Source organism: Arenibacter nanhaiticus, from assembly GCF_900141935.1.
In the GTDB taxonomy this organism is placed as follows: domain Bacteria; phylum Bacteroidota; class Bacteroidia; order Flavobacteriales; family Flavobacteriaceae; genus Arenibacter; species Arenibacter nanhaiticus.
In genome coordinates this window covers 42,525-68,619 of the sequence record NZ_FQYX01000014.1, presented here as the reverse complement: position 1 = coordinate 68,619, position 26,095 = coordinate 42,525, and the positions used below count along the sequence as shown (strand labels likewise).

The 26,095-nt window shown below is 39.9% G+C and carries 24 protein-coding genes and 1 riboswitch; of the genes, 1 reads left to right on the top strand and 23 read right to left on the bottom strand.

Annotated features, from left to right (window positions below):
• Window positions 1-51 precede the first annotated feature (51 nt).
• From BUA16_RS10070 to BUA16_RS10035, 8 genes are all read right to left on the bottom strand, one after another.
• Window positions 52-378 (bottom strand): nucleotide pyrophosphohydrolase, encoded by a 327-nt coding sequence (locus BUA16_RS10070; protein ID WP_072764622.1) that lies wholly within the window; start codon window positions 376-378, stop codon window positions 52-54.
• Window positions 378-830: a D-aminoacyl-tRNA deacylase gene (dtd, locus tag BUA16_RS10065; protein ID WP_072764621.1), complete on the bottom strand. Its 453-nt coding sequence runs from the start codon at window positions 828-830 to the stop codon at window positions 378-380. Before dtd ends, BUA16_RS10070 begins: the two co-directional genes overlap by 1 nt.
• Complete coding sequence (rsgA, locus tag BUA16_RS10060; protein ID WP_072764620.1) at window positions 830-1,780, bottom strand: ribosome small subunit-dependent GTPase A; 951 nt, start codon at window positions 1,778-1,780, stop codon at window positions 830-832. Before rsgA ends, dtd begins: the two co-directional genes overlap by 1 nt.
• Before the next feature lie 308 nt (window positions 1,781-2,088).
• Window positions 2,089-2,763, bottom strand: a complete 675-nt coding sequence (locus tag BUA16_RS10055; RefSeq protein ID WP_072764654.1) for a head GIN domain-containing protein — start codon at window positions 2,761-2,763, stop codon at window positions 2,089-2,091.
• Window positions 2,764-2,986: 223 nt separating this feature from the next.
• On the bottom strand, window positions 2,987-4,069 hold the full coding sequence (locus BUA16_RS10050; protein ID WP_072764619.1) for a bifunctional 3-deoxy-7-phosphoheptulonate synthase/chorismate mutase type II: 1,083 nt from the start codon (window positions 4,067-4,069) through the stop codon (window positions 2,987-2,989).
• 2 nt (window positions 4,070-4,071) lie between these two features.
• A complete protein-coding gene (locus tag BUA16_RS10045) occupies window positions 4,072-4,938 on the bottom strand; it encodes a prephenate dehydrogenase (protein WP_072764618.1) in 867 nt (288 codons plus the stop codon).
• Window positions 4,939-5,058: 120 nt separating this feature from the next.
• Window positions 5,059-6,201, bottom strand: coding sequence for a pyridoxal phosphate-dependent aminotransferase (locus tag BUA16_RS10040; RefSeq protein WP_072764617.1), 1,143 nt, complete (start codon window positions 6,199-6,201; stop codon window positions 5,059-5,061).
• A complete protein-coding gene (locus tag BUA16_RS10035) occupies window positions 6,198-7,028 on the bottom strand; it encodes a prephenate dehydratase (protein ID WP_072764616.1) in 831 nt (276 codons plus the stop codon). The genes BUA16_RS10040 and BUA16_RS10035 overlap by 4 nt, the downstream gene beginning before the upstream one ends.
• Before the next feature lie 445 nt (window positions 7,029-7,473).
• Between BUA16_RS10035 and gldA the strand changes: the two genes are divergently transcribed.
• Window positions 7,474-8,379: a gliding motility-associated ABC transporter ATP-binding subunit GldA gene (gene gldA, locus BUA16_RS10030; protein WP_072764615.1), complete on the top strand. Its 906-nt coding sequence runs from the start codon at window positions 7,474-7,476 to the stop codon at window positions 8,377-8,379.
• 31 nt (window positions 8,380-8,410) lie between these two features.
• On the opposite strand, the gene BUA16_RS10025 is transcribed toward gldA, so the two are convergent.
• From BUA16_RS10025 to cobA, 15 genes are all read right to left on the bottom strand, one after another.
• The gene (locus BUA16_RS10025) at window positions 8,411-9,283 is read right to left on the bottom strand and encodes an ABC transporter ATP-binding protein (RefSeq protein WP_072764614.1); all 873 of its coding nucleotides are present in this window, start codon (window positions 9,281-9,283) and stop codon (window positions 8,411-8,413) included.
• Window positions 9,280-9,951, bottom strand: a complete 672-nt coding sequence (modB, locus tag BUA16_RS10020) for a molybdate ABC transporter permease subunit (RefSeq protein ID WP_072764613.1) — start codon at window positions 9,949-9,951, stop codon at window positions 9,280-9,282. Before modB ends, BUA16_RS10025 begins: the two co-directional genes overlap by 4 nt.
• Window positions 9,951-10,349, bottom strand: a complete 399-nt coding sequence (locus BUA16_RS10015; protein WP_072764612.1) for a TOBE domain-containing protein — start codon at window positions 10,347-10,349, stop codon at window positions 9,951-9,953. The genes modB and BUA16_RS10015 overlap by 1 nt, the downstream gene beginning before the upstream one ends.
• The gene (gene modA / locus BUA16_RS10010; protein ID WP_072764611.1) at window positions 10,342-11,103 is read right to left on the bottom strand and encodes a molybdate ABC transporter substrate-binding protein; all 762 of its coding nucleotides are present in this window, start codon (window positions 11,101-11,103) and stop codon (window positions 10,342-10,344) included. Before modA ends, BUA16_RS10015 begins: the two co-directional genes overlap by 8 nt.
• Before the next feature lie 361 nt (window positions 11,104-11,464).
• Window positions 11,465-13,324 (bottom strand): Xaa-Pro dipeptidyl-peptidase, encoded by a 1,860-nt coding sequence (locus BUA16_RS10005; protein WP_262482961.1) that lies wholly within the window; start codon window positions 13,322-13,324, stop codon window positions 11,465-11,467.
• A 366-nt stretch (window positions 13,325-13,690) separates the two neighbouring features.
• The gene (locus BUA16_RS10000; RefSeq protein ID WP_072764609.1) at window positions 13,691-14,110 is read right to left on the bottom strand and encodes an OsmC family protein; all 420 of its coding nucleotides are present in this window, start codon (window positions 14,108-14,110) and stop codon (window positions 13,691-13,693) included.
• Window positions 14,111-14,475: 365 nt separating this feature from the next.
• Window positions 14,476-15,477 (bottom strand): serine hydrolase domain-containing protein, encoded by a 1,002-nt coding sequence (locus BUA16_RS09995; protein WP_072764608.1) that lies wholly within the window; start codon window positions 15,475-15,477, stop codon window positions 14,476-14,478.
• Window positions 15,478-15,568: 91 nt separating this feature from the next.
• Window positions 15,569-16,285, bottom strand: a complete 717-nt coding sequence (locus BUA16_RS09990; protein WP_072764653.1) for a head GIN domain-containing protein — start codon at window positions 16,283-16,285, stop codon at window positions 15,569-15,571.
• 204 nt (window positions 16,286-16,489) lie between these two features.
• On the bottom strand, window positions 16,490-17,590 hold the full coding sequence (locus BUA16_RS09985) for an acyloxyacyl hydrolase (protein ID WP_072764607.1): 1,101 nt from the start codon (window positions 17,588-17,590) through the stop codon (window positions 16,490-16,492).
• Between the two features lie 212 nt (window positions 17,591-17,802).
• Window positions 17,803-18,756, bottom strand: a complete 954-nt coding sequence (metF, locus tag BUA16_RS09980) for a methylenetetrahydrofolate reductase [NAD(P)H] (protein ID WP_072764606.1) — start codon at window positions 18,754-18,756, stop codon at window positions 17,803-17,805.
• 197 nt (window positions 18,757-18,953) lie between these two features.
• Entirely contained in the window at window positions 18,954-21,668 is a 2,715-nt protein-coding gene (gene metH, locus BUA16_RS09975) for a methionine synthase (RefSeq protein WP_072764605.1), read from the bottom strand.
• 34 nt (window positions 21,669-21,702) lie between these two features.
• The gene (locus tag BUA16_RS09970; RefSeq protein WP_072764604.1) at window positions 21,703-22,644 is read right to left on the bottom strand and encodes a pyridoxal-phosphate dependent enzyme; all 942 of its coding nucleotides are present in this window, start codon (window positions 22,642-22,644) and stop codon (window positions 21,703-21,705) included.
• A complete protein-coding gene (locus BUA16_RS09965; protein ID WP_072764603.1) occupies window positions 22,641-23,654 on the bottom strand; it encodes a homocysteine S-methyltransferase family protein in 1,014 nt (337 codons plus the stop codon). Before BUA16_RS09965 ends, BUA16_RS09970 begins: the two co-directional genes overlap by 4 nt.
• A 184-nt stretch (window positions 23,655-23,838) precedes the next feature.
• Window positions 23,839-23,993: riboswitch (SAM riboswitch) on the bottom strand.
• 178 nt (window positions 23,994-24,171) lie between these two features.
• Complete coding sequence (locus BUA16_RS09960) at window positions 24,172-25,236, bottom strand: NAD(P)/FAD-dependent oxidoreductase (protein ID WP_072764602.1); 1,065 nt, start codon at window positions 25,234-25,236, stop codon at window positions 24,172-24,174.
• A 41-nt stretch (window positions 25,237-25,277) separates the two neighbouring features.
• A complete protein-coding gene (cobA, locus tag BUA16_RS09955) occupies window positions 25,278-26,093 on the bottom strand; it encodes a uroporphyrinogen-III C-methyltransferase (RefSeq protein ID WP_072764601.1) in 816 nt (271 codons plus the stop codon).
• Window positions 26,094-26,095 lie beyond the last annotated feature (2 nt).

Below are 26,095 nucleotides of genomic sequence, written 5' to 3'. Positions count from 1 at the left end.
GCAATTTATATTTAGGTCCTGTACTCAAAGAGCATAACAACAAATATACTACTATTTCAGCTTTTTATTGTTGTGATGCCTATCATGATCGCGACGTGTCTTTAGATCCAACTTTTTATCAAAGGCCTGCTGCAAGTCAACTCCTGTTTGATTGGCCAAGCACAATACTACAAACACCACATCGGCAAGTTCTTCTCCCAGGTCCTTATTTTTATCAGATTCTTTTTCACTTTGTTCACCATAACGTCTGGCAATAATACGGGCTACTTCCCCTACTTCTTCGGTGAGCTGAGCCATATTGGTTAGTTCATTAAAATAGCGAACCCCATGTTCCTTTATCCATTCATCTACAGCGAGCTGTGCATTTTCTATATTCATTATTCCTTATTTTTAGTATCTATCTGTATGGTAACCGGCCCGTCGTTTAGGAGGGCTACCTTCATATCGGCCCCAAAAACTCCTGTACCCACTTTTTTGTCTAGATCTAACTCCAATCGTTCTACAAACTTCTCATATACCGGAATAGCTATATCTGGCTTTGCTGCCTTGATATAACTAGGCCTATTGCCCTTTTTTGTTGCCGCATGAAGGGTAAACTGACTTACGACAATAGCATCGCCATTGACCTGTAATAGGGATTGATTCATAACCCCCTCCTCATCATTAAAAACTCTTAGATTGGCAATTTTTTTAGACAACCAAATAATATCTTCTTCTGTGTCTTCACTTTCTATTCCTAAAAGCACCAAAAGACCGGAGCCGATTTCAGAAATAACTTCTTCGTTAACGGTAACACTAGCTTGGGTTACCCTTTGAATAACTGCCCTCATTATTTTTCTCCGTAAATATCTACTCTATAATTTTCTTGCTCACCATTAACCATCTGTACATAGCTTCTATATCTGCTCCAAGCTACTTCATTCCGGTCTAAGGCTTTCTTTACGGCACAATGCGGCTCATCGATATGCAAGCAGTTGTTAAACTTACATTCGTTTTTTAATTTAAAAAATTCTGGGAAATACCCACCAATCTCTTCCTTTTCCATATCTACAATCCCGAACCCTTTTATACCTGGCGTATCAATAATTTGGGCCCCAAACTCTAAGTCGAACATTTCTGCAAAGGTGGTAGTGTGCTTTCCTTGTAAATGTTGCTCAGAAATTTGCTTGGTCTTAAGATCTAAATTAGGTTCTATTGCGTTTACCAACGTAGATTTTCCAACCCCAGAATGCCCAGAGAACATACTTGTTTTCCCCTTCATCAATTCCTTTACCTTATCGACATTCTTACCACTTACAGCCGAAATACCTAGGCATTTATACCCTATTTCACGATACATCGCTGCCAAATACTTTACTTCGTCCAATTCTTCTTCATTATAGCTATCTATTTTATTGAACAACAGAATAGCCGGAATCCCATAGGCTTCAGAAGTCACTAAAAACCGGTCTATAAAGCTAGTAGAGGTAGGCGGATTGTTAAGCGTAATCAGCAAAAATACCTCATCTAAATTAGCCGCTATTATATGGGTCTGTTTAGAAAGATTTACGGACTTCCTAATGATATAGTTTTTCCGTTCCTCAATATCCGTGATAACACCCCTTACCTCATCCCCCTGATCTTCTACATCAAAGGTCACCAGATCTCCTACGGAAACCGGATTTGTACTTTTAATACCTTTAAGACGGAATTTACCCTTTATTCGGCATTCGTAAAATGTTCCGTCTTCGGCTTTTACGCTATACCAACTCCCGGTAGATTTATATACGGTTCCTTTCATTAAAAATTACTAACAGATTTTATACAAAGAAACAACTTTAGTTTTATACTACCTTTTAAAAAGGCAGCTTCCTAAATCTATTTGAAGCAATCACTCCTATAAACCACTTGAAAACCAAGGTCTTTTTTCAGGTAAAAATCCACCCCCTAATGAAACCAATAATATTTCTCCAAAGACCGGACTATTAACATATCGCAAATACATTGCTTATGCTCTGAAAATTTGTAGTAGAAAAGAAATATGAATAGGCATAATAAACCAAAAGCCCGATGGAATCCATCGGGCTTTCGAAATTGCAACAACAGGGCTTACTTGATAATTTTCACCCTACCTCCTGCAAAGGTATTTTGATTAATTTCTTTAGGATTCCCATGTACATTTACATCTCCACCAATTCTAATATTTATATCTACTTTTTCGGTAGCATTGATATTGGCTTCACCGGCTGCTGTAATTTTTATGTTCGCCATCTCACTCTTTAAATCCTTCCCTAGAAAGACACCCCCAGTATTAAGTACTACGTCTTCGAATCTGGTTTTCCCCGATACTTCTACGACTCCACCGGTAACCGCGCGTACCACAACATTTTCGACATCTAATTTTGCCGTAATCTTGGCGCCCTCTTGGGTTTTTAATTCTATTTTAGATTGTTCCAAGCTTGCCGCAAGGTTAATTTTAGAACCTTCATTCCCATCAATTAAATCGAGTTCAGAGAAATGCACTTCTACAAAGGTGTCTTCTCCGCTAAATTTTTTATCTAATTGCATCCTTAATTTAAGAACACCATTCTTATTGATCACCTGTAAATCATCGGCCTTATCTCCTTTGACCACCACCCTGTTTTCATCAGATTTAATCAGCTTTACTTCAATTAGATCATAGACTTTTATTTCATTAAAATCACCTACAGCCTTATCTACGACACGTTGAGAAAAAGCATTAAATGTCAAGAAAAGTATCCCGATTGCTACAATATTTTTCATATGGTTTTTGTTTAGTATGCATCTCACCTCGCCATGCATTTTATGGAGCATGGCAGTGCGGAGCTTAGTGTTTTTTATTATTTAAGGTAAAGATCAAAAAAAAGTTAATTCGCCACATCTAATTAAGGAAACAATTAACTTTTTGAAACTCTCTAACACTAAAAAACCCGCTCTAAAAGCGGGTTTTAATATTTAAGAGCCAAGAGAGACTTTGGTCAACAACTTAAGAGTTTATAATTTTCTCTTGGTGATTGATCGATTCCTGGTGAATTGCTTTGAACATTTTAAGAATGAATTCTTCGCTCAATCCTTTAGACTCTCCTTCTAAGATCATATTACCTAGGATAGCGTTCCATCTATTGCTTTGTAATACGGCTACGTTCTTTTGTTTTTTAAGAGCTCCAATACCATCGGCTATCTTCATTCTTTTCCCAAGGGTATCGATCAGTTGATTATCAATAACATCAATCTGTGCTCTTAGATTGGTTAATTTGCTATTGTACTCCATTTCTTCATTGGTCTCTTTTCTGATTTTCAAATCTTTCATGATTTGTATCAATTTGGCCGGCGTTACTTGTTGTGCAGCGTCACTCCATGCATTATCAGGATCAAAATGCGTCTCGATCATTAATCCGTCGAAATTTAGATCCAGCGCAGTTTGCGATACATCAAAGATCATATCCCTGTTACCGGTAATATGCGATGGGTCGTTGATGATTGGCAAATCAGGGAATTTTGTCTGTAACTCAATGGCCATTTGCCACTCTGGAATATTTCTGTATTTTGTTTTCTCATAAGTAGAGAATCCTCTATGAATAACCCCTAAGTTTTTGATATCGGCCGTATGCAAACGCTCCACAGCTCCTAACCACAAGGCTAAATCTGGGTTTACCGGGTTTTTTACCAAAACAATTTTGTCGGTCCCTTTTAAGGAATCTGCAATTTCTTGAATTATAAACGGACTAACGGTAGAGCGTGCACCAATCCAAAGTAAATCTACATCGTGCTCCAAAGCCAATTCTACATGGGCTTTGTTGGCAACTTCCGTAGCCGTTTTCATACCCGTCTCTTTCTTTACTTTTTGTAACCACTTTAAACCTAAAGAACCTACTCCTTCAAACATTCCTGGACGCGTTCTTGGTTTCCAAATACCAGCACGGAAATAATTGACGTCCGTATCTTTTAACTCGTGGGCAATCCTTAGTACTTGCTCCTCTGTTTCCGCACTACATGGTCCGGCAATTACTAATGGATGGTCCAATTTCATATCGTCCAACCATGTTCTCATTTGTTTTGAATTTTCCATTTCTATACTCTTTTTTTGTTAAGTGGTATTCCGTTTAATATTTCTTTAATCTTATTAGTGCTTGTCATTTCTTTATAAATGCCCTCATAATCGTCTGCGATCAGCATTTTTTCGAAAGCTTGGAGGTTTTGAATATACTCCCCTAAGGTTTCTACCACGTTCTCCTTATTTTGTCGAAAAATAGGCGTCCACATTGCAGGGGAACTTTTTGCCAAGCGCACGGTGCTTTCAAATCCACTTCCCGCCATGTCAAAAATATCACGTTCGTTCTTCTCTTTTTCAATAACCGTCTTTCCTAACATAAATGAACTAATGTGTGATAAATGGGAAACATAAGCAATATGCTTGTCATGTGCCTTAGGATTCATATAACGGATGCGCATTCCCAATTCCCGAAAAAGCTCTAATGCTCTTTCTTGTAGCTTAAAGGCCGTTTTTTCTACCTCACAAATAATATTTGTCTTTCCATAATACAATCCTTCAATTGCTGCCGATGGACCAGAAAATTCTGTTCCCGAAATAGGGTGGCAGGCCAAAAAGTTTCTTCTTTTGGGATGACCTTCCAAAACACTACATATTAAGGCCTTGGTAGATCCTGCATCGATTACCACGGCATCTTCGTTTACCGCATCTAGTATTTTAGGTAATTCCTGTACCATTACATCTACCGGAATACTGACCATTACCATATCGGCCTTATGAAGCTCGCTATAATCTGATTTCTCATCGATCAAGGATAAGGACAGCGCCTCTTCCAAATGAGCCTCATTGGCATCTATTCCAAAAATTTTGGTGTTGGGACGCAGACGTTTCACATCTTTTGCCATAGACCCCCCAATGAGCCCAATTCCGATTACAAATAAATTCATATTTCTTTTAGCTTTAAGGGTAAAGAATAACAATCACTTTATGGTCGCTTTTCTTCGGCCCCTATATTCTATATTTCAGTTTTACAAAGACAGCCTTCGTTTATCGTCCTCCAAGGCTGTTTAAAATCTACTTATCGCCTCATTAATTTTATCGGCTGTCACACATAAAGAGAACCTGATATACCCTTCCCCATTAGATCCAAAAATGGTCCCAGGAGTAATAAAGATATTTTTATCGTACAAGACTTCGTCGATAAACTTCTCTGCCGATTGGATTCCTTGGGGCAATTTGGCCCAAACAAACATTCCTACTGAATTTTTATCGTAGACACAATTCAACTTATCGGCAAGTACATAGATCAATTCCCTTCTTTGGTCATAAATTTTATTCAATTCCTTAAACCAAGAATCTTCACTATTTAAAGCTGCAATTGCGCCTTTTTGGATGCCGTAAAACATTCCCGAATCCATATTGCTCTTTACCTTTAAAACGGCATTAATATGGTCTGCATTCCCTAATATCATTCCAACTCGCCATCCGGCCATATTAAAGGTCTTGCTTAGTGAGTTCAGCTCCATTGCCACCTCCTTGGCACCCTCTATATTTAATATACTTATGGGGCTGTCATTTAACACAAAACTATAAGGATTGTCGTTCACTAATAAAATATCGTTCTTTTTAGCAAAAGCAACCAGCTTTTGTAATTGCTCCAAGCTAGCTGTAGCTCCCGTTGGCATATGCGGATAACAGGTCCACATAATTTTTACCTTAGAAAGATCTTGCTGCTGCAATTTTTCTAAATCCGGAAACCATTGCTGCTCTCCTACCAAATCATAGTATTTCGCAACTGCGCCTACTAAATTGGTCACCGAAGTATAGGTTGGGTATCCAGGGTTCGGAATCAGCACCTCATCACCTGGATTTAAAAATGCCAAGCTTATATGCATAATACCTTCCTTAGACCCCATTAACGGCAAAACTTCAGTTGCAGGATCAATCACCACGTCAAATTTATCCTTATAAAAACTGGCAAAAGAGGCTCTTAATTCAGGCAAGCCCTGATAACTTTGATATTGGTGGGCCCCGTCATGATTAAGGGCTTCCTTTACAACATTAAGTACTTCTATGGACGGGTCCAGATCTGGACTTCCGATACCCATATTAATTATTGGCCTACCTTTTGCCATTAATCCTCTTACCTCTCTTAGTTTTTTAGAGAAATAGTACTCTTCAACGGTATTTAGTCTGTCTGCGGCAATCATATTATTCTTGCGTTTTTATATTCTCCTAAAACTTTAAATTCTTCTGACATAATCTCTAAAAGAGCTTTTGCCTTTTCAAAATGCTGGTACTTCTCAAAAGTAACATCTACAAAAAAGGAATATTTCCATGGCATTTCTATCACTGGTAGGGATTGTATTTTTGTAAGGTTTAAATTACAATCACTCATCACGTTTAATATTGCTGCCAAACTCCCTCGTTTATGATCTGTAATAAAACGTACAGACGCCTTATTGATTGCAGATTCGGGCAAAACTTTATTTTGGGTCTTTACCACTATAAATCTGGTAGAGTTGTCCTTTATGGTCTGAATGTTGGCCTCTATAATTTCTAGTCCGTACAATTCGGCAGCAACTTTTGGCGCTATGGCCGCTACTCCCATTAACCGACCTTCTTGAATTCTTTTGGCAGTCTCTGCAGTATCTACATCCTCTACCAATTTAATATGTTTATAATTCCTAAAAAAGTCCTTGCATTGCAACAATGCCATAGGATGCGAATGCACTTCTTTAATATCATCTAAGGTCTGCCCCTTCAATACCATCAAATTGTGATGGATATTTAAATAGTGTTCCCCTATTATATGAAGATTGTTACTGAACACCAGAGCATAATTAGGAATGATAGATCCGGCGATAGAATTCTCTATGGCCATAATTCCTTTATCTGCTGTTTTATTCAACAAATGTTCTACCAAAAGGTCAAATGATGAACATTCTACCAAATCTACCTCATCCCCAAAATAGTCCCTTGCAACTTGATGGTGGTTTGAACCTTTTATTCCTTGTATCGCTATTTTCAATGCCATTTCTTTTTTTCCTAAAGGGAAACTTCAATCAATTTATTCCAAAAAAAAAAGTCCCAGTTTTCACGGGACTTTTATCTATATATATACTTTAAAATATGCTAGAACAGTCCCATGCCTCTTTGAAAAAAGAAGTTAAAATAAAAGCCGATCCAGAAATATTGTTTTGTCATTATTTGTAAATGTTCAGCTAAAGTAATCATTAAATTTAAAAAAATGCTTCGCCAAACATCTTTTTTTTCAATATTTATTTTCAGCGGAAGATTTTTATGAATTCCCTCTATAAGTACCGCCTAAATTTAGGAATAATGAACCCTTTTATTTCACAGAATTCCCATTTGATGGCTACAATGACTACAAGAGGACTGTAAATCAGCTATTTTAAGAATAACTATCTTTCAAATCTCCCTTTCATTATTTTGCTTTATTTTTGATCAAAACTTACGCTATGTCGATTACCGTAAAAAACATCAGTAAATCCTTTGGCAACACAAAAGCCCTGAATAACGTTAGCTTCACCATTAACAAAGGTGAAATTGTAGGCTTCTTAGGTCCTAACGGCGCAGGAAAATCTACCATGATGAAGGTTTTAACGACCTATCACCAGGCCGATAGCGGTGAGGCCTATGTAAATTCATACGATGTAACGAAGGATAAAAAGAATGTGCAAAAGAGTATTGGCTACCTCGCGGAACACAACCCATTATACCTAGATATGTATGTAAAGGAATACTTAAATTTCAATGCAGAGGTATATAAGGTCAATAAGGAGAATATTGCTAAAGTAATTGAACAAACGGGGCTAGGACCAGAATCCCCAAAAAAAATAGGGCAACTTTCTAAAGGATATCGTCAAAGAGTAGGCTTGGCAGCTGCTCTTTTACACGATCCGGAAGTCTTAATCTTAGACGAACCCACTACCGGATTGGATCCTAACCAATTGCTGGAAATCAGAAAATTAATTCTCGAAATCGGGAAAGAAAAAACCATTCTACTTTCGACACATATTATGAAAGAGGTAGAAGCGGTATGCGATCGGGTGCTCATTATTGACAAGGGATGCCTGGTAGCCGATAAAAGACTATCGGATCTTAGGAAGGAAGAAGAACAGGTATTGCTGGTTGAATTTGATTTTAGGGTTGAAGAGGCTTTTCTTAAGAAACTACCCTACGCTACCAATGTTATCAATACAGGTGGATTTATCTATGAAATAACTTTTGACACCACTAAGGATATGCGAGCCGAGGTTTTCGACTTTGCCCATGACAACGAATTGAAGACCCTACAATTGAGTAGAAAAAATAAAAACCTAGAAAGTTTGTTTACCGAACTCACCCAAGCTTCGCATTCATAAAGGTAACAAAAGACACTCCCCTATAGACCGACTATATTTTTTGGAGTATAGGGTTAAAAGCCTTTGATGCCACATATACCTTATCCCCAATTGCCAATTGCCTTACCTCAGCAAGATCGGCTATTACCTTAACAAGCTCATTGCCGATCAAGACCCCTACCACATAAACAACGTCTTCCTTTTGAATACTGATTATTTCTCCGGTAAACTTAAACTTGGCGCTAGCTTTGTTTAATCCAAAAAAGTCTGCCGTGGCAGCTGTTTTTATGACTTTCCCTTCTTGCAATTCTACAACCCGATCGGACATTCTAACAATCTCGCCTATATCGTGACTGACCAAAATAGTCGTAAGCTTAAACTTTTTATGGATCCTTAAAATATAGGCCTGTAATTTTACCCTCATCGCATAATCTAGGGCTGATAATGGCTCGTCCAAAATTAAAATTTCGGGTTGTTGAACCAAGGCTCTCGCCAAGGCTACCCTTTGTTTTTGGCCACCCGACAAGCTCATGGGTTTGCGGTCTTGTAGCTCTAACAGCTCCATAAACTCCAACAATTCAACAACAATGGTACTAGCTTGTTCTTTAGTCAGGGCAAATTCTAAATTTTGACGAACCGACATATGAGGAAAAAGAGCATAATCTTGAAATACATACCCTAATTTCCTTGTTTGTGATGGAAGGTTTATCTGTTTTTCTGCATCGAACCACACGCTTCCGTCAACGGTTATATTGCCTAAATCGGGAGTAAGCAATCCGCTGAGCAACCTTAAAGTCGACGTTTTCCCTGCTCCGGATTCCCCGTAAAGCGTCACAAATTCTCCCTTTTTTATATCCAAGGAAAGTTCCAGTTCTATGTTTTTCCCGCTACCTTTTAGGGTTTTGCGTACATGGAGGCCTATCATTTTAAAAATCGTTTTAAATACCCGCCATTGGTGAGGTAAACTAATAAAAGTATACTGAAGGTGACGGCAAATAAAATAAGTGAATAACTGTTTGCCGCAGCATAATTCAGCGCTTCAACCTCATCATATATAGCTATAGAGGCCACCTTAGTTTTTCCCGGCATATTCCCTCCGATCATTAAAACCACCCCAAACTCTCCTACCGTATGGGCAAAAGTCAATACTATTCCCGTTAAAAGAGCAGGTTTAATATTGGGTAACAACACCTTAAACAAGGTGGTGAATTTAGATTTCCCCATCATATAAGAAGCCTCCTTTAAACTAGGGGACAAGGAAGCCAAACCAGCCTGTACCGGATGCACCATAAAGGGTAAGCTATACACAACGGACCCGACCACCAAACCACTAAAGGAGAAAAGTAATTTTATACCCATCCACTCTAGCAACCAACTCCCTATAGCACTGGTTGGACTAAAGGCTACAAGCATATAAAATCCAATTACGGTCGGCGGTAAAACCAGAGGCATACTTACCAAGGTTTCAATAACCGGTTTTATCCTAGCCTTAGAGTAAGATAGCCAATAAGCCAATGGAATTGCCAATAGCAATAATATGACAGTCGTAACCAATGCCAATTTAAAAGTGAGCAGTAGTGGATTCCAATCCATTATGGCGACAGTATTACTTCGTTTAACTTTATCATTGCGGTAGCTTCTTTCCCTACGGTTAGCTCTAACTTTCTTGACGCATCGACACTGATCACAGCTACAATTTCGCCTATTGAGGAAGACAAGCAAATACGGCTTAATAGCTCCCCATTTTCAATAGCCTTCACACGGCCATTAATGTCATTATCTATACTTAACACCCCAACGTTTGTGGCTAAAATCACCTCTGTTTCTTTAAACATAAGGGTTACTTCCCGCCCTAAAACCAGATAAGGTGCCGTTTTAGGCGTATCTATCAATACTGCCTTTATAGACACATTTTCCTTTATGGTTACGATAACCATAGTGAGGTTTCCGCTTGTTTGGATGTGGGTAATAGCCCCCTGAAAACTATTCATATAACAAATATCCAAATTCTTTTAAGATTTCTTTGGCCTCGGAAGAAAATAGATAGTTATAAAATTCTTGTGCCTTTTTAGGATCCTTAGCCTGTTTGACCAACACAACTCCTTGATGAATTGGGGTGTATAATTCAGGAGCTAAGGCCATCCAACTCCCTTTGTCCTTTACTGTTGGGGACAATACGGCAGACAAGGATGTAAAGCCTATTTGTACCGCTTTTGAGGTAATGAATTGATTTGTTTGGGCAATACTTTCGCCATAAACTAACTTGTCACTTAAGGCTTCCAAGAGCCCATAGTGTTGTAATACTTCGGCTGCAGCCACCCCATAAGGAGCTGTTTTAGGATTGGCCAAAGCAATATTGGTTATTTCCGGACTATTTAAGCTCGTTATATTCACCGCTATATTTGGCTCCATAGACCACAACACCAGTTTTCCACTAGCATAAACTTTTGGGGCATTTAAAGCCAATCCACTATTATAAACGGCTTCTGGATATTTCATATTGGCCGCTAAAAAAATGTCATATGGGGCACCTCCAACAATTTGCGAAGTTAGTTTGCCCGATGAGCCGATAATAAGCTCGCAATCTACTCCGGTCTTTTGCGTATATTTTTCCACAATTGCCTTCATAGCAAATTGCATATTGGCAGCCGTGGCTATTCTGAGTTTGTCGGATTCTTTTTGGGAACATCCTAGAAAAAGAAGCCAAAAAAAGAGTGTCCCAAGTATCAGTATCCTTAATCTCATATCGTATTATTATATTCTGAGGTATTATCTTTGCTTTAAACCAAGCCAGAATACGTGAATGTATTTAAAATTATTGAGTATTGCCGCCCTTCAAACCTATTTTAATAGAACGGAAAAACCTCTTGATTCTATTCATTTTTACCATTCTTCCAATATTCTCCACAACAACTTAGATCACTCCCATACCATAGCTAATGCTCTTTTTATTTTGCCCCCTTGTATTCTTTAAGAAGAACAACTAGATTAACCAATAAGTAATTAACCAAGGTAATTTATAAAAATAGAGCAATGAATTTCTATTGAAATTCATTGCTCTATTTTTATAAATTTTCAGAAAAGGCATGCTTTTCCGTTGTTTGATTTATGGTTGTACCATCGCCTTTTCAAAACTTGCAGCACCTCCTACGACCGGCAACGTAACACTCGTCCCGTCCAAATCGACCGTTAATTCAGTTCCCGGTTTTGGCAAAAGGGTAAATTCCCTATCACTAGAAAAAATCAGCAATCCTATTTGCTGCCCTTTGGCAATAATTTGATCATCGGGCATTAAATCAAAACTCACTTCATAAAATTCTCCAGGAACCAAAGGTTTTCCATCGGTGAGCGAACTATGGTTCTGGGGATCTGCCCATCCACGGGTGATGATGTTATCGGTAATTTTGGTATTTCTACCCTTGTTCCAAGGCAGGGACACCAACCAGACCGAAAGATTTGCTGCTGGTTTGCTACTGGCCAGTTTAATAGTTACCCTTGGCACACCTGAAATATGAACATCTTCTAACAAGCTTGGAGTAACGTATAATAGTCTATGATCGGTATTTTCTGCTTGTGCCAGCACGGCACCAGAAAACGAATAATTATCGACCAAGGTTTCTTGTCCTTGAGCATCTTTTTTATGCAAACTTAATCCTCCTTTTTCCGGTGCTCCCGCCCCTAGGTATAAAGCTACAGGTAATGCTTCGGGATGGGGATAATCCTCATAGGCGGTAGGGGTATCCTGAGGATCGTTCTCACGAACAATCCAAGCTTTGGCATCATTCTCTACCCCATTTTCTATACCGTGCAAATAACGCGTAAACCATCTGTTCATCATCTTCATCGGTGGTGGACCACCATGACCATTTTGATGGTAGTATATTTGTGAAGGAATACCCTTTTCTTTAGCGGCCTTATAAATTCTATAACTATGCTCAGGCATCACATTCCAGTCGTTAAAACCATGAGACATCAATAAAGCGGCCCTCATAGGTTCCATATCGTTTAAATAATCCCTTCCTGCCCAAAAATCATTGTAATCCCCACTTATCCTATCCATACCGTTCTTCAATTCGCTATCTCTAACGGTTGCATTGTTATAAGGGCGTTTAGACTCGTCACCACTATGGATAAAATCATATAACACATCAATATCTTCCCCCAAATAACCCCCTGGCGAACGCACCAGCCCATTAGATCTGTAGTAGTGGTAATAAGAAGTATTGGGCGCAATTGGAATAATGGCTTCTAACCCCTTAACTCCCGTAGTAGCTGCTGCCAATGGCAAGGTTCCGTTAAACGAAGTCCCCGTCATTCCAACCTTTCCGGTAGACCAATATGCTTTTACCCTTTCTTTTCCATAAGGCGTAGTAAACCCTTTGCCACGACCACACAACCAGTCTATAACAGCCTTTGGAGCCAAGGACTCGTTATCTCCACCAACGGTTGGCGATCCTTGCGACAATCCTGTCCCAGGAGAAGAGGAATGCACTACAATATACCCTCTTGGCACCCATTCCTTAATATGTGAATTAGAAATTATTGGCCTTTCTCCTGTTCGTACTACCTCTACATGGCTTCGAGGTTTTGGAGTTTCTCCCAATTCGTGTTTTACATCCCAAAACAAACCCTCTATATTTGATGCAACCCCAGCAAAATAAGGACTGGTAACATAGACCACCGGTAACTTCAATTTTTCGGTATCCGTTTGATAAGGTCTGGTGACCGCCACATGCATCCTATCTCGTTTTCCATCACCATCGGTATCAAATGCCGTTTCTACCCATAGGTCATGTCTAATCCATTTTTTTTCGTCCGTAAAACCGGGAACGATCTGTGCTTCCCCATGTTCAAAAATCGGCCCTGTTAATCCGGCGATTTGTGAAGTATTCTGCTGGGCCGTGGCAGAGAACATAACCGCCAATAGCATGATTGAGAAGAATTGTAATCTAAAGTGTTTATTCATAAGTAGTAATAATGTGAATGATATTAATTATTTCAAAAGGAAGATCCTCAAAATAGTTTCAATGGCATTCAAAGTATATCTTTTTTTGACAGCCGACTAAATTACATAATTTTTATACTCGCCCATGCAATAAGGAGCATCTTATGGACATTTCAAAAAATACATGTCAGGAAATTATCCTATAAAAATGAAATTGATGGTAAGGGAAGATGACTGTGGGCATTGTCCTAAACTGTAAGTGTTAATTTATATTTTTAGAAAAATATTTTAAAAAAGGAGATGCCCATTAACGAACTGTCCATCCGAAGGGCACCTTTAGTACTAAGTAAACAATAATTTAAAATGACTTTTTATAGCCACAATCCTTTAGGTTACTATGGTAGCCGTTAAAGTAATGCTAGCCTTGAGAAGTTTGGAAATAGGACACACTTCCTTAGCCTTTTGGGCAACTTCCTTAAACTTTTTGTCGTCTATTCCCGGTACCTTACCTTTTAGTTCCAAATGGATGGTAGTTACACTACCATCTTCGAAGGTCACTTTCGCCTCGGTATCTAGATTCGTAGGTGTAAACCCAGCTTCGCCCAATAAAAAGCTCAACTGCATTGTATAACACCCCGAAAGAGCTGCCCCTATTAGTTCCTCAGGATTGGTGCCTACCCCATCCTCAAATCGTGTATTGAAAGAATATGGAGTCTTGTCTAATACAGAACTTTCAGTACTTAGGGTTCCTTTTCCTTCTTTTCCGCCACCTTTCCAATTGGCATTTGCATTTCTTGTAAATTTCATCTTGCTTAAATTTTAGTGATTCCTAATTAAATTTTGTTTGCCAAAGGCTCGGCCATAAACATGGGCTGCCCTTAAAATAAAATTCCAATGGACGCTACCTTTGGATCATTCCTTAAATTTAAAGAAAATTACACTTATATTTTAATAAAGACTATTGTATCCAAAGCAATCTCTATTATAATTTGTCATTTCTTAGTCGTTTGCCAATAATTCTACAAAACGATGGAACGATTTTTTAGAAATACTCCAATCCGGAGGCTTTAACTCGCCCCATACCTTTGGGTAAACAACCAATCCTAACTTGTCCATCATATTCCTTTTAATATTGTAGTCTTGACTTTTTTTCCCTTAAAAACTGAACAAGGCTACTCTAAGAATATATCTATAACCGCGTTCAATTCTTCCAAGACCCCAGGGTTTGTGCAGTTGGTCATGATAGAAAAAACCATTTCCTGTGCTGGAAACACATAAAAAACAGCATAACCACCGACCCCATTCCCAATATGGCCAAAGTATGGTCTACCTTTCTTATCGGCACTCACCTCCCAGCCTAGGCCGTAATAGGTAGGAATGCCTTCTATTAGCTGCGATTTTAAGAACTGAGGCACTACAGCATTATCGGACATTTTTCCGTTTAAATAAGAATCTCCCAAAAGGGCTATATCCGCGGTAGTAGACAAATATCCTCCTCCTGCCAGTTTATAAAAATTATTGACGGGTATCGCTTTTCTAAAACCCGACTTCCTTTTAGAATAAAAAGTAGCGGCAAAGGGCATTGTTTCCCCGGAAATCTCGGCAAAAGTATTTTTTAACCCCAGGGGGTCCAACACTTTTTCTTTTACATAATCCTTAAATTGCAAACCGCTAACCTCTTCCATGGCCAAGGAAATCAGCACCCAGTCATAACTGCTGTAGTGGTAGTTGCTTCCGGGCCTGAACAATAAAGGATCGTCTTTAAAAACAGAAATCCCATCTTTTATAGAAAAAGGCTTGTCCAAGCCGTATTCCATTCCTCTATAACTCCGAATACCAGCCGTATGGCTCGCCAATTGTCCGATCGTAAAATCATATTCCTTCGGTGGAAAATAAGGAACGTACTGGTAAAATGAAGTATCCAGCCTTATTTGCCCTTCGTTCACCATCACTGCCAAGGCGCTAGCGGCAATGGGCTTAGAAACACTTGCGATTCTAAAAATAGTTTTCTGGGGATCTATTGGAATTCCGTCTTCCAAATTGGCGCAACCAAAGCCTTTCTCATAGCATACTGCATTCTTTTTACGTACAGTAATAGCCAATCCGGGAATCCTTTGCTCCTCAATCAACTGTAACAGCATTTCTTCGGCAAGTTGTATTTCCTTAGAACTCATCAGTCAGCGTAATTATAAATAGTCCTACAAAATAAGAACCATCAAAACGTTCAAAGATTGTCATGAATTGTGTGTTTATGCCAATGGCAGCCTATGGCTTAAAGATCAATGCTCCTTTATACAATTGTTCTACTTCTACTATAGGCGGAGCCGTAAAACAAACCAGGTCGCCTGTTCCTCGTAATATACCTTTTAGGGAAAGTTGCGGGCTTACTCGTATATCGTTGGAACCACGATGATTAAAGGTGATATTATCGGCTAGTAAGGCTTCGGCTTCAAGACGAGAATCCCCTGCAGAGAATAAAATATTAAAATTTACGGTTTTCCCTTTGAGGTTATAGTACGATATACCATTTGAGATGATAGAAACCTCCTGTGCATCGACCTCCATAGCAAATTCCCCACTCGTATGCCCAGCCTCCGGCTCTACATAACTTTCCGAAATCAATTTTAGGCTAGGAAAAGCCAATACACCATCACTCTTTACTGCTAACCCCGTACCACTTCTTATTTCTGTGATATTGGGCGCTGTAACATATACCCGGGTGACCCCATACTTTCTGATAAAATTACAGGAATTGGAGTCCCGTAGCAACAAACGCCCATCTTTTACGGTCACACTGACCTCATCACGCAAATATTTCCCCGTTTCTACGGCTACTTTTAAGGTATCACCCTGTTTCACTACCAATTGCACATTTTCATAGACCGTAATTTTTGTAAAATCGGCAACAGATACCACTTCCTTTTCAATAGGTCCCGTATTTTGAAAACAATCAATAGAATTTTCACTATTACAGTTAAGCATTAAGAAGCATAATAAGAGTCCCCCTACTGGCTTTAAACCCCTCCAAATTGTCTTCCTTCCCAGTTTTTTTACATTACCCATGTGACGTATGTTGTAATTTTATATTATGGGAATCCCATAATGTGTTTTCTTCTTAAAAAGAGAACAGTTCTTCTTGTTTACCGCTGTTTTGGCCTTCTTTTAAAATAACTAATTTTTATGGTTTTACAATCGTATCCCCACTCCAAATTCTACTGCCTCAGCCTTTGCTCCGTGCGATTTAAGACTAACCGCCCCATAAATTTTATCGTTAAAATAACGCTTTATCCCCATTCTATTATACACCCTTCCTTCAAAATCAAAAGGATAATAAACATAATACCCCAATTGGGAAATTACCGACATCTTATTAATGAACAACTCATGGCCAACAAATACGCCCACCCGTCTATAATCGGTATCGGCCCGAACCCCATAATCGGGAAAAGAAACCGCCTGATAGCGTATAAGTTCCTTCAAAAAATTAGAGAAAAATAGATCAGCCCCCAATTGCAACGCACTTATACGTCCCACCTGTTTATCGGCATAGGCCGAAAAAATATAAAAGGCATATTGCCCAGAGTCTACTACATCGCTCTCATTAATTCCACTTCTAAAGGCCAAATTATAACGTAAAGCTCCCTTGGTTTTCAGGGTATCTGCATGTCTTTTATACCTAATTGTCCCCCCCCCGTCCAAATCATAGGTCAGCCCTATGTTCGCCCCCAAAGTATTGGTAGAGGTATTGGGGGCCCTTACGTTCGCATTAGAGTAGTGTATGACCGATAACCCGGCCTTAACGCCCCATCCATTAAAAATATTTTCCCGCTGATAATTCAACATCAGATAGGTCGAACTCAACAAATGAGAGCCATAGGCATTGTTTCTGAAATTTTCATTCTTATCAAAGGGATTGGTATTATACGCTATGCCCTGTCCTAGCCTAAACTGAAGGTTTCGCCTTAGAAAATAAAAATTGTAATGTACATACAGCCCAATATTTTTCCCCAAGGTATTGTTGTTCATATTTTGGTATACCAAGGAATATCCGGTATCGGGGTAATTAAAACGCTGCTGCCATAGCTTATCCCCATATGTTTTTTTGTTATAACTTAAAATCACTCCTCCCGGATGGTCGGTAATCAGATGCGAAATATCAGGATTGTGCAATAAAATAGAGCCGTAGAAATGGCTCATATCCAACACCTGCTTTTGAGATTCTTCTTGGCCCTGGGAAAAGCAACACCCCGCCCAGAAACAGTAAACGATCAGTAACCTTAAGTTCATAGAAAACAAATGTAGGAAAAATTAAAAAGGGAACTTTAGAATTTCATACGGCGGCTCCTACCAAAATACAGGGAAGCAAATTACTATCTATATTTTCCCTCAGTCTCATCATTAAGTCTTTTTGCAAAAAAAATGTGCCTATACAAATCATAAAAAGCCATAAAAAAACCCCGATACCAAAGGTAACGGGGCAATCTTTTTACTATTAGGCCTTAAAAAAGCGCTTTCGCAATGGCCTGTATGTTATCAGATTTCCCCATGGAATAGTAATGCAAAACAGGAACCCCGGCTGCCTTTAATTCTTTGGACTGCTGAATGGCCCATTCTATCCCTACCTGTCTTACCGCGGCATTATTCTTACAAGCATCCACTGCCTGTATCAAATCTTCGGGCAAATCTATCCTAAAAACCTGAGGCAACAATTGCATATGCCTTTGCACGGCAATAGGTTTTATCCCTGGAATAATCGGAATATCAATTCCCATATCCCTCGCCGCAGCTACGAATTCAAAGAAACGTTGGTTGTCAAAAAACATTTGGGTAACCACATAATCGGCTCCGGCATCAACCTTTTCCTTTAACCTTTTAAGATCGGTTTGCAAGGATGGTGCTTCTAAATGCTTCTCAGGGTACCCGGCCACCCCAATACAAAAATCGACACTATAGGCAGCGTCCACCGTATCGTGCAAATAATTCCCGTCGTTTAAATTTTTAATCTGTTTCACCAAATCCTTGGCATAAGAATGCCCGCCTTGGGTAGGGTTAAAATATTTCTCTTCCTTTCTGGCATCGCCCCTCAAAGCCATAATATTGTCAATACCCAAGTAATGGCAATCTACCAGCACATACTCGGTTTCCTCCTTGGTAAAACCGCCACATAACAAATGTGGCACCGTGTCTACCTTGTATTTATGCTGAATAGAAGCACAAATCCCCACAGTTCCCGGACGCATACGGGTCAGTTTTTTGTCCAATAACCCATCCCTTTCGATGTAAATATACTCTTCCCTAGAAGTTGTAACATCGATAAAAGGCGGCTTAAACTCCATCAAAGGATCTATATTATTATAAAGTTCCTGAATCCCCTTTCCCTTTACCGGGGGTACAATTTCAAACGAAAACAAGGTCTTCCCCTGTGCATTTTTAATGTGATCCGTAATTTTCATTTCTACTAAACTAACCCGAAACCGCTGGGGTTTCTATTTAATAATTTCTTTTAAACTCTATTTTTTTAGGGCGTTCGGGCGGGCTTTCGGTAGTCGCTTTTACATGTTGTCCTTGCTGTTTTCGCAAGGACAACATGTAAAGAGCTTCAACAAAACCTCAATCCCTAACGCGAGCCTCCATCACCATCAACACCTCTTTAGTCATCCGCTATATTCGGAGCCAACCATTTTGTAGCCTCCTCCAACGGCATGTTCTTACGTTTGGCAAAATCTTCGACTTGGTCTTCTTTAATTTTACCAACACCAAAATACCTAGCCTCCTTACTACCAAAATAATAACCGCTGACACTAGCAGCAGGCCACATGGCCAAACTATCGGTAAGCGACACCCCTATTGTTTCTTTTACTTGCAACACTTCCCAAATAGTCAACTTTTCCAAATGGTCAGGGCATGCCGGGTACCCTGGCGCAGGCCGTATACCTATATAGGATTCTTTGATCAATTCTTCGTTGCTCAATCCCTCCTCCGGAACATAGCCCCAATGTTCCTTTCGGACTTCCCTGTGCAGGTATTCGGCAAAAGCCTCGGCAAACCTATCGGCCAAGGCCTTCACCATAATGCTGTTGTAGTCGTCCAAATTCTTTTGGTAGGTATCGGCAAGTTCGTCGGCACCAAATCCTGTAGAAACACAAAAACAACCTATATAATCCTGAAGACCACTATCCTTCGGTGCGATAAAATCGGAAAGGGCAAAATTAGGTTTCCCTGCATACTTCTTTGTTTGTTGGCGTAGTGTCCTAAATATATACGGTTTCCCTTCATGCAACAGCTCAATATCGTCATCATTTACTGTATTGGCCGGAAACAGTCCAAAAACAGCCTTGGCCTTAAACAAATTTTTATCCAATATCATTTTCAACATCTGTTGGGCATCGGCAAAAAGCTCGGTCGCTTGCGTACCCACCACCTCATCTTCTAAGATATCTGGATACTTACCGTGTAATTCCCAACTTCTAAAAAATGGAGACCAATCAATGAAGGGCAACAATTTATTAAAATCAAATTCTTCAATAATCTGAATCCCCAATTCTTTAGGCTTTATAATTTCGGCCTTGCTCCAATCTACCTGATATTTATTTTCCCTCGCCTGTGCGATATTCAAATACTCTTTATGCTTGCCTCTATTTAAGAATTTATTCCTAAAATCTTCATAGTCTAACTTAATGCTCTCCTTATATTTTAGAGAAGTTTCTTTCTGCAACAAATCCCCTACTACGGTAACGGCACGCGAGGCATCGTTTACGTGTACCACGGCACTTTGGTATTGAGGATCTATCTTCACGGCCGTATGGGCTTTACTGGTGGTTGCCCCGCCAATAAGTAGGGGGACTTTAAAGTTTTGGCGTTCCATTTCCTTGGCCAAAAATACCATTTCATCCAAAGATGGGGTTATAAGACCACTTAGGCCAATAACATCGACATTTTCATCCTTGGCAGCTTGAATTATTTTTTCCGGGGGTACCATGACCCCTAAATCTACTATTTCGTAATTGTTACAGGCAAGTACCACACTCACGATATTTTTTCCAATATCGTGTACATCGCCTTTTACGGTAGCCATTAGAATTTTACCGTTATGAGAATTCCCTTCCTGATGATTTGGGTTTAACAATTTCTCCTCTTCTATAAAAGGGAGCAAATACGCCACTGCCTTTTTCATTACCCTAGCCGATTTTACAACTTGGGGCAAAAACATTTTACCGCTTTGGAACAAGTCGCCAACCACGTTCATCCCTATCATTAAATGCCCCTCAATAACCTCTATGGTTTTAGATGCCTTCTGCCTTGCCTCTTCAACATCTTCTGTTATATATTGGTCTATACCTTTTACCAAGGCTCTGGTTATTCTGTCTTGTAAGGGGTCTTCGCGCCAAGAAAGATCGACTTTGTTTTCCCTTGCCTTTCCAACGACATTCTCTGCAAATTCTAACAAACGTTCCGTAGCATCGTCCCTACGGTTAAGAATAACATCTTCTACATGCTCTAAAAGATCCTTGGGAATGTCGTCATAAATTTCCAACATATTAGGGTTCACAATCCCCATATTCATTCCTGCCTTAATAGCGTGATAAAGGAAAACAGAATGCATGGCTTCCCTTACCGGGTTGTTCCCCCTAAAACTAAAGGACACATTACTAACCCCACCACTAACGCTACAATAAGGCAAGTTTTCCTTTACCCATGCCGTAGCCTTAATAAAATCGATGGCATTCAACTTGTGTTCATCCATTCCTGTTGCCACAGGAAATATATTTAAATCAAAAATGATGTCTTCAGCAGGAAACCCCACTTCATTGACCAAAATGTCATAAGAACGTTTCGAAATTTCACAACGTCTATCAAAATCATCGGCTTGTCCTACCTCATCAAAAGCCATTACGATCACGGCAGCACCATAGCGCCTGATCATTTTGGCATGCTGTACAAATTGCTCTTTGCCTTCTTTAAGGCTAATAGAGTTCACCACACATTTCCCTTGTACTACCTGGAGTCCCGCCTCAATAATTTCCCATTTAGAACTATCGATCATAATGGGTACCCTGGCTATATCTGGTTCCGCTACAATCAGGTTTAAGAACTTTACCATGGCTTCAACTCCATCTAAAAGCCCATCATCCATATTCACGTCAAGTACCTGCGCACCACCTTCTACTTGGTCTCTGGCAATGTCCAAGGCCTCCTCATATTTCTCTTCCTTAATCAGCCTCAGGAATTTTTTGGAACCTGCCACATTAGTCCTTTCTCCTACATTTACAAAATTACTTTCTGGGGTAACTACCAAGGGCTCCAATCCTGAAAGCTTTAAATATCTATTTGTATCCGCTTGCCGGTTATTGTTTTCTGTACTCATTTTTTATGCTGTAAAGATTTTGGTAATACTTCTTTTAAAAGGGCAAATTAGATAGGTCTACGTTGCCTCCCGAGAGTATTATGCCTACTTTATTATTTTTAAACCGTTCTTTTTCCTTTAATAGAGCGCCAAATGCCACTGCACTGGAAGGTTCTATAATTATTTTCATTCTTTCCCAGATCAATCTCATCGCAGCTATAATTTCATCTTCTTCTACTCGTATGATATCGGTCACCAATGTTTTAATAATCGGAAAATTTATATCTCCTAAATTCGTTTTAAGTCCGTCCGCTATAGTATCTCCAAATTCATTGGCTTCTATTTTTCCACTTTTCAATGCCCTATAGGCATCATCCATGGCCAAGGGCTCCCCGCCGATTACTCTAGTGTTTTTCCCAAAATAATGAGCGGCCAGAGCAGTCCCCGCAAGGAGTCCACCGCCGCCGACAGGGGTTAGGATATAGTCCAAATCCTCGATTTCTTCAAGCAGTTCCATTGCGGCTGTTCCTTGTCCTAAAATCACTTCCATATCATTGGAGGGGTGTAATAAGACAGCGCCCTTTTCCTGGACGATTTTATCGGCCGCTTTTTCCCTTGCTTCCAAGTTCGATGCTGTAATCGTGACCAATCCACCATACCCGCGTACCGCTTCCACTTTAACAGAAGGAGCACTTTGCGGCATTACAATATAGGCCGGTACTGCCAAACTTTTTGCGGCTAAGGCTAAAGCCTGCCCAAAATTGCCCGAAGAATGCGTTACTACGCCTGCCTTTTTTTGTGCATCACTTAATTGTTGAATGGCATTAATGGCACCACGCATTTTAAAAGCGCCCATTTTTTGAAAATTTTCGCATTTAAAAAATAATTGGGCTCCAGACTTCTCATTTAAAAAATAGGATGTTAAGACAAGGGTTTTATGTACAAAAGGAGCTACCCTTTTGCCTGCTTCCTCCAAAAATTTTCTGGAAGGTATCATAGAACAACTTTTTCCAAAATATTGACACCTCTAGGCTTGTGATCCTTTACGATGGCCAACATAGCAGCAATATGCTCGGGAGTAGTCCCACAACATCCCCCTACGATATTCACCAGTTGTTTTTCGGCATATTCCTTTATTTGGGCCGCCATTTGTTCTGGCGTCTCATCGTACTCTCCAAAAGCATTTGGCAATCCTGCGTTGGGATGGGCAGAAATCGCATAATCCGATTTGGCAGAGAGCACCTCTAAATGCGGCACTAACTGACTCGCGCCCAAAGCACAATTTAAACCGACAGATAAAATAGGAATGTGACTAATAGATATTAAAAAAGCTTCGGCCGTCTGTCCAGACAGCGTTCTTCCCGAGGCATCAGTAATCGTTCCGCTCACCATAATTGGAACATCAATTTTTCTTTCTTCCTTTACTTCTTCTATGGCAAATAATGCTGCCTTGGCATTTAGGGTATCAAAGACGGTCTCTACCAATAAAATATCAGACCCCCCATCCAATAATGCTTCTATTTGTTGCTTATAGGCCTCGCGCAACTCATCGAAAGAAATAGCGCGGTATCCCGGATCGTTTACATCGGGAGACATACTAGCGGTTTTGTTCGTAGGTCCTATACTACCTGCTACAAAACGGGGTTTATGAGGCTCCTTGGCCGTAAATTCGTCTGCGACCTTCTTCGCAATACGCGCCGATTCATAATTTAACTCATATACCAATTCCTCCATATGGTAATCGGCCATAGCAATAGTGGTTGACGAAAAGGTATTGGTTTCCACAATATCGGCTCCCGCTTCAAAATATTGTCGGTGTATATCGGCAATGGCTTCGGGTTGGGTAAGGGACAACAAATCGTTATTCCCCTGCAAAGGGTGAGCCCAATCTTTAAACCTTTCACCCCGAAAATCTTCTTCGGTAAATTTATAGCGCTGTAACATGGTCCCCATGGCACCATCCAAGATTAAAATTCTCTCCTTTAGGATCTCCTGTATATTTTTCATTTTCCTTTTCTTATAAGTTTGGAACATTTCTCCCTAAAAACTTGTGGCCCCTAGTGGCTACTTGGTAAAGTGACTACTATGCCCAAAAACTGGTCACCGAATACTAAAGGGCACGCCAAGAGAAACGGTAGTTTAAAAATTAATAAATATCAAGTAAAGGAAAAGTGGTTGCCCCTGGTTTCTTTTGTTATCTATTCCTGTGCCACGAAGACCCTTTTTGGGCATCCTGACAGGATTAGAAAGTAGCACCTTCTTCATTCCTTCCGAGCGCTATCGGCGTGGAAAAAAGGGTTGCTAAGGCTTCATTGGGTCTAATCCCTCCGCCTTTCTTGATAACGTATTACAATTTGGTAATGAACAAGCTACAAAGTAACGCAACAACAACGGCAAAAGCAAGCAAATTGAAGGGTTTTTAACGCTTTGAAGAGTGCATTGTAGCATCTAAGCTACTTTTAAAATTAAGGTAAGTAATATGAAAGGGAATACCTAAGGGGACTTCCCCTTAGGTATTTCTCAATTAGGCCAAAATACTTTGTACTACTTCTTTTTTAGCTTCTTTTTTAGTTCCATCAAAACCTTCTACACCTCCAACGGTAGTATATTTCATTACATAGCGCTTTCCCGGATTAATCTTTTGGTAGGCACTCTGACACATTACTGCCGCTTCGTGGAAACCAGAAAGTATTAATTTGAGTTTCCCTGGATAGGTATTTACATCGCCTATAGCATATACCCCTGGAATATTGGTCTGGTAATCATAGGAGTTATCTACTTTAATAGCATTTTTTTCTATTTCCAATCCCCAATTGCCAATAGGCCCTAATTTAGGCGAAAGTCCAAACAAAGGAATAAAATTATCGGCCTCTACATAGGTTTCTCCCTTGGCAGCATCGTTGTGTTTTACAATCACTGCTTCTAATTGTTCGTCACCAAAAATCTTTACTACTTCGGCTTCGGTAAACAATTTTATTTTCCCTTCCTTGGCCAGTGCAGCGGCCTTTTCAACAGAATCCAACGCTCCTCTAAATTCGTTTCTTCTATGTACCAAAGAAACTTCAGCAGCTACATCGGAAAGAAAAATCGCCCAATCTAAGGCAGAGTCACCTCCTCCAGAAATTACTACTTTTTTGTCGCGGTATACTTCCGGATCTTTTATAATATATGCCACTCCCTTATCTTCAAAACTCTGAATATTCGGAATTAAAGGTTTCCTAGGCTCAAAAGATCCCAATCCGCCAGCAATTACCACTACTGGAGCGTGGTGCTTTGTACCTTTGTTGGTGGTGACTATAAAAGAACCATCTTCTAAGGTTTCCAAGGTTTCTGCTCTTTCTCCCAAGGTAAAACCAGGTTCGAAAGGCTGAATTTGTTGCATTAAATTTTTAACCAAATCCCCGGCGAGAATTTCGGGAAAGGCCGGAATATCATATATTGGTTTTTTTGGATAGATTTCAGAACATTGACCACCAGGTTGTGGCAAGGCATCGATTAAATGCGTTTTCAATTTTAATAAACCCGCTTCAAAAACGGTAAACAATCCGGTTGGCCCCGCGCCAATAATTAGTATATCTGTCTTTATCATGCTACTTTATTTTATTCTCTATGAATATTTTAAAACCCCATTTAGACCAAGGATTCTTTGTTTATGTTATGTTGTTGAATCGTGTTTGTATAATTCAATACGGTTTCGCGGTGTTTTACCACTTCCCCAATAATAATGATCGCCGGATTGCTCAATTGCTGTTGCGCAACTATTTCTGTAATATTGGCAATAGTCCCAATCCCTAATTTTTCGTCTTCACGTGTTCCATTTTGAATAATGGCTATAGGAGTATTGGCTTTTCCCTCCTTATTGAACAGGGCTACTATTTCTGGAAGCTTACTCATTCCCATTAAAATCACTACCGTGGCATTGGATTTCGCTGCCAAGGCAACATCAGAAGATAATTGATGATCCTTTGTAGTACCGGTAATTACCCAAAAACTTTCCGCTGCCCCTCTTTTGGTTACCGGAATATTCTGTGATGCAGGTACTGCAACCGAAGACGATATTCCAGGGACTAAGGCAACTTCTAAACCATGGCTCGCCGCATATTCCATTTCTTCGGCTCCTCGGCCAAAAACAAAGGGGTCTCCTCCTTTTAACCGAACCACATGCCCGTGCGATTTGCCTCTACTAACGATCAGCTCATTGATTTGTGTTTGTTGGTAGGCATAACACCCCTTTCTTTTACCAACAAATATCTTTTCGGCCCGAGGTGCGTAGTTCAACAAGGCAACATCTACCAAGGCATCGTACAAGACAACATCTGCTGCCTCTAAAGCCTTAACGGCCTTTATCGTTATCAGTTCCACATCCCCAGGCCCGGCTCCCACTACGGTTAGCCGCGCCTTTGGCGATATAGGATTGTTTTGGGTATTGGTACTGCTCTTCTCCATCT

Excerpts from the sequence above, each read along its gene's own strand:
- modB (WP_072764613.1), bottom strand. The coding sequence starts at position 9,951 with ATGGATTGGAATCCACTACTGCTCACTTTTAAATTGGCATTGGTTACG.
- BUA16_RS09970 (WP_072764604.1), bottom strand. The coding sequence starts at position 22,644 with ATGATACCTTCCAGAAAATTTTTGGAGGAAGCAGGCAAAAGGGTAGCT.
- rsgA (WP_072764620.1), bottom strand. The coding sequence starts at position 1,780 with ATGAAAGGAACCGTATATAAATCTACCGGGAGTTGGTATAGCGTAAAA.
- cobA (WP_072764601.1), bottom strand. The coding sequence starts at position 26,093 with ATGGAGAAGAGCAGTACCAATACCCAAAACAATCCTATATCGCCAAAG.
- BUA16_RS09990 (WP_072764653.1), bottom strand. The coding sequence starts at position 16,285 with ATGCTTAACTGTAATAGTGAAAATTCTATTGATTGTTTTCAAAATACG.
- dtd (WP_072764621.1), bottom strand. The coding sequence starts at position 830 with ATGAGGGCAGTTATTCAAAGGGTAACCCAAGCTAGTGTTACCGTTAAC.
- BUA16_RS10025 (WP_072764614.1), bottom strand. The coding sequence starts at position 9,283 with ATGATAGGCCTCCATGTACGCAAAACCCTAAAAGGTAGCGGGAAAAAC.
- BUA16_RS09995 (WP_072764608.1), bottom strand. The coding sequence starts at position 15,477 with ATGAGTTCTAAGGAAATACAACTTGCCGAAGAAATGCTGTTACAGTTG.
- BUA16_RS10045 (WP_072764618.1), bottom strand. The coding sequence starts at position 4,938 with ATGAATTTATTTGTAATCGGAATTGGGCTCATTGGGGGGTCTATGGCA.
- metF (WP_072764606.1), bottom strand. The coding sequence starts at position 18,756 with ATGAAAATTACGGATCACATTAAAAATGCACAGGGGAAGACCTTGTTT.
- BUA16_RS10015 (WP_072764612.1), bottom strand. The coding sequence starts at position 10,349 with ATGAATAGTTTTCAGGGGGCTATTACCCACATCCAAACAAGCGGAAAC.
- BUA16_RS10070 (WP_072764622.1), bottom strand. The coding sequence starts at position 378 with ATGAATATAGAAAATGCACAGCTCGCTGTAGATGAATGGATAAAGGAA.
- BUA16_RS10000 (WP_072764609.1), bottom strand. The coding sequence starts at position 14,110 with ATGAAATTTACAAGAAATGCAAATGCCAATTGGAAAGGTGGCGGAAAA.
- BUA16_RS10005 (WP_262482961.1), bottom strand. The coding sequence starts at position 13,324 with ATGAATAAACACTTTAGATTACAATTCTTCTCAATCATGCTATTGGCG.
- BUA16_RS09965 (WP_072764603.1), bottom strand. The coding sequence starts at position 23,654 with ATGAAAAATATACAGGAGATCCTAAAGGAGAGAATTTTAATCTTGGAT.
- metH (WP_072764605.1), bottom strand. The coding sequence starts at position 21,668 with ATGAGTACAGAAAACAATAACCGGCAAGCGGATACAAATAGATATTTA.
- gldA (WP_072764615.1), top strand. The coding sequence starts at position 7,474 with ATGTCGATTACCGTAAAAAACATCAGTAAATCCTTTGGCAACACAAAA.
- BUA16_RS10035 (WP_072764616.1), bottom strand. The coding sequence starts at position 7,028 with ATGGCATTGAAAATAGCGATACAAGGAATAAAAGGTTCAAACCACCAT.
- BUA16_RS10040 (WP_072764617.1), bottom strand. The coding sequence starts at position 6,201 with ATGATTGCCGCAGACAGACTAAATACCGTTGAAGAGTACTATTTCTCT.
- BUA16_RS10050 (WP_072764619.1), bottom strand. The coding sequence starts at position 4,069 with ATGGAAAATTCAAAACAAATGAGAACATGGTTGGACGATATGAAATTG.
- BUA16_RS10055 (WP_072764654.1), bottom strand. The coding sequence starts at position 2,763 with ATGAAAAATATTGTAGCAATCGGGATACTTTTCTTGACATTTAATGCT.
- BUA16_RS09985 (WP_072764607.1), bottom strand. The coding sequence starts at position 17,590 with ATGAACTTAAGGTTACTGATCGTTTACTGTTTCTGGGCGGGGTGTTGC.
- BUA16_RS09960 (WP_072764602.1), bottom strand. The coding sequence starts at position 25,236 with ATGATAAAGACAGATATACTAATTATTGGCGCGGGGCCAACCGGATTG.
- modA (WP_072764611.1), bottom strand. The coding sequence starts at position 11,103 with ATGAGATTAAGGATACTGATACTTGGGACACTCTTTTTTTGGCTTCTT.